Consider the following 3567-nt stretch of genomic DNA (forward strand, 5'->3'; position numbering starts at 1 on the left):
CCGTAGACGTCCGTGGAAATGGTCTTGCTTTCCAGGAGGGGATCGAGCAGGGAAACCATATTCTCCGTGATTTGAGTAAGGGGGAGACCGTCGGCATTGTAGGTGGTGGAAGTCTGCACCTGGCAGACGCCGTCTTCCCGGAACCGGTAACAGGAGGAGTGCTCAGTGATTCTGTTTTTAGCAGGGTTATCAGGATGTAACTCGTCCAGCAGGACGGTTTTCTTCATGGCCTGCCCCAGTTGGTTGTATTCTGTGATAGTAGGAGCAAGGTTCTCCGTTTGAGATCGGATCAATTGTCCCTTGTCATTGTATGTATTACTGGTGACGATGAACCCTCCCTTCGTATTGGGCTGTTCCTGCCGGACGGTTTGACCAAAGCCATTTTTCAGAGACCGCGACAGCACAACTCCCTTGGACAAGGTCGTGGTCAGGATGCCTTCTTCGGTTAGTTCCAGCTGGGTCTCCATCTCTCTTTGCCCTGTTCCTCCTTGTAAGGTGGTTGTGCCGTCGTAGTAGGTTCGAGTGACCAGGGTAGCCCCTGCCGGAGTGGTAACCGTGGTGGTAAGGCCGTCTTCGCTGTATTCAGTCCGAGTCACGCGACCAAGAACATCCGTCGTGGCAATCGTTCTTCCCAAATTGTCATACTCCGTGCTTTCCATCGTCGTCATAGCTCCCACATCCCGTCGTGTGGCTATGGTTCTTCCCGCCGCATCATAGCTGTAGGAGGTAATCATTTCAGGGGTGGTTTCCGTTGCCGAGCGGATGGTTTCCACCAGCTGCTTGGCCGAGTTGTAGCCGTAGCCGGTGGTGATGCCGTCTTCATCGGTTTCCCTCAACGGCCCACAACACATCCATTCCGTCGTGCTGGTGCGCCCGTTGCCCCTCGTCGTCTTGACGAGCCTTTGCTCGTTGTCGTACTCGTAGTCCTCCGAGGCAATCAGCGACCAGTCTTTCCCGGTGTGAACGTATTGTTCTTTCCTGGTGGTGGCGCCGTTTTCAGCAAGGTAGTGTACACTCCTGGTGCTTTGCGCGGGAACAATAGTTCCATGGGCCTGTACGGTTGCCGTTACCTTGTGGAGCGCTCCGTATTCGGTAGCGGCTTCATAGGTGTAGACCGTCTGGACACCGTCGATGCCCTGGCTCATCTTCTGGCGCCCCCGGGCGTAGGCATACTCCGCTGCCTCTCCATAAGCCTCTTCTACACTGGTATGGACCTGGTCGGAACCCAGGGCGGTTTCCGTCACGGTCGTGCGGCTGGCCTGCGGGCTGTCTTCATAGGTGTAGGTGCGTTTGAGAAGCGCCGTTTCTTCTCCATTCTCGGCAATAATTACTTCGGTTTCCGTAGCGGGCCTGAAGTCGTTGAAGCGCAGGTCGGCGTAAGTCGTGCGTGTCCCCTTTTCACCGCCTCCGGCCCAGGGAGCAGCGGAAAGCACGGTTCTGCCCTGGTCATCGTACTCGTAGCGCGTGTACCCGCCGTCGGGCTTGATCTCCAGGGACACCCGGAACTGGTCGTTGTAGGTGTAAAGCGTAGTCTGGGCCAGAGAGGTCTTGTACCCCTCCGTCCGGCTGATAGTCAGCCAGCCCCCGTCGGTGTACTTCTTCACCGTGCGGGTACAGGAAGAAGGCGTTTCATCGTCGATGCCGCGCAAGCTCTCAATCATTTCCCATTTGCCTCCGGGGAGGGCATTTTTCTCCACCGTTCGCACGGTGCGCTCATCCCCCTCTCCCTGAATGGTCGTCACCTTGTTGCCCTCCGTCCTTCGCTGCGTCCGGAAGACAGGCATCCCTTCCCTCTGTTCGGCGATATCCATCACCTGCACGCCCTGGTCGTCACTCAGTTCATAGCTGACCGTCTTGTAGGGAGTTCCAGTGCCGGCAAAGCCGCGCGCATTCTTGCTCACCTGGCCGGGAGCGTACCATTCCAGGGTGAGCCTGTTGCCTTCCCCAACCGCCTGGAGCAGTCCCTGGGACTTGGACCAGATGCTTTGAATGGCTCCCGTGGAAGGATGGCGGTTTACCTTCATCTGCCGGGAATAATCTTCCGCCGTGGTTTCCACGCCGGAGGCGGAAACCATGGAGACGACCTTTCCGGTGGCTGCCGAGAAGCGCAGGGTGCGCCCATTGCTCTGGACCATGTCCAGATAGGCGGGAGAGCCGCTGGTGCAGGGAGACTTGTCGGCATTCAGCTTCTGAACCTTGTAGTTCAACTTGCGCGAACTTCCGGAGACGGAGGCTTCGGCATGGCCGTCAGAACTCTGGAAGGAGATGGAACTGCCCGTGGGTCGTTTGACGGAGATCTGCCCTGTTTCGGGATTGCAGGAGGCGGTCCATTCGAGGGGATGCTTGTAGCGCAGGGTGATGGGACATGGGGAGGAAGGTTCGGCAAGAGTGCGGGGAACGGGGGAATTATTCCCCCCTCCCCCTCCTGAGTCTCCGGTTCCTACTTCAAGCAATCCTTCGCAGTCGTCGGCCCCGTCCGGATAGCCGCCGAAGAAATGGGAGGTGTTCTTGCTGCAATCGGACTGTTCGATGTCTTCGTCGCAATCACAGGAACAGGGGCACGGGCAACCGCCTTCCTCCGGCTCGCTGGAGGAAGAAGAGAGGGAGCTGGAACTACTGCTGGAAGAGGAACTAGAGCTGGAAGAACTCGATGAACTTGACGAGGACCAGGAAGAACTGCTTGACGAGGAAGAGCTGGAGCTACTCAAGGAACTTGAGGACGAAGAACTCGAACTGCTGGAACTGCTCGAGGAAGAGCTGGAAGACGGAGCGCTGCTGGAGGAAGTTGGTGTTTCAGGCACCAAGGAACTGCTGTGGAAACTGGAAGACGACCAGCTGCTCGAGGAACTGGACGAGGAAGAACTCGAACTGCTGGAAGACGACGAACTGGAAGACGATGGAGCGCTGCTGGAAGAATCCGGAGGCTCGGGAGCCGAAGAACTCTGCCAGGAGCTGGAAGACGAACTGCTCGAGGAGGAAGAGCTCGAACTGCTGCTGGGCTTGGGGTCAAACTCAAACGAATCTCCTCCCCCTGCCGAGGAACTGCTAGACGAGTTCCCTTCCTCCTCTTCCTGGTACAGGTTGACCAGGGTTAGCACGGTTTCTCCCTCCTTGCCGGCAGGCGTGTTTTCCGCCAGCAGGTAATAATCCAGGTCGGGCTCGCCTTCCTTGTCGCATATCAGGGCAATGCAGAACTCGGCTTCCGACCCCTGGTCGGGCTGGTGTTGATGGACGATATGGCACCAGTAGTATCCCTGTTCGAACTGGATCTGGCGACAGAGAGGAGCGGAAGATCCGGCCTCCGTGGAGAGTTCCATATCCTTGGCGGGGATGGAAAGGGAGATGGAGGAGCGGGCGTGAAGGTGGAGAAAACAGGTGGCGGGAGCCATGACCTTGAGGTATCCGAACCATTCGTGGCGGGTGGGGGAGGAAGCGATCCGTTTGGGAACGAGAACGGGAGCGGAGAGGCCGTTGACCAGGAAGTTGCCCTGGGGCTGGCCGTTGGGGTACATGGGAATGAAGGGGTAGACGGTGTCCATGGCGCCGATGTTGAAAGTGTTGTTCATG

The 3567-nt window shown here is 57.8% G+C and carries 1 pseudogene; it reads right to left on the reverse strand.

Features of this window, described 5'->3' with window-relative positions:
- Positions 1-3539 (reverse strand): annotated as a pseudogene (locus HJW02_RS12795) (RHS repeat protein); the annotation flags it as partial.
- Positions 3540-3567: the final 28 nt, after the last annotated feature.

The organism is Akkermansia sp. GGCC_0220 (assembly GCF_017566105.1).
GTDB classification, from domain to species: domain Bacteria; phylum Verrucomicrobiota; class Verrucomicrobiia; order Verrucomicrobiales; family Akkermansiaceae; genus Akkermansia; species Akkermansia massiliensis.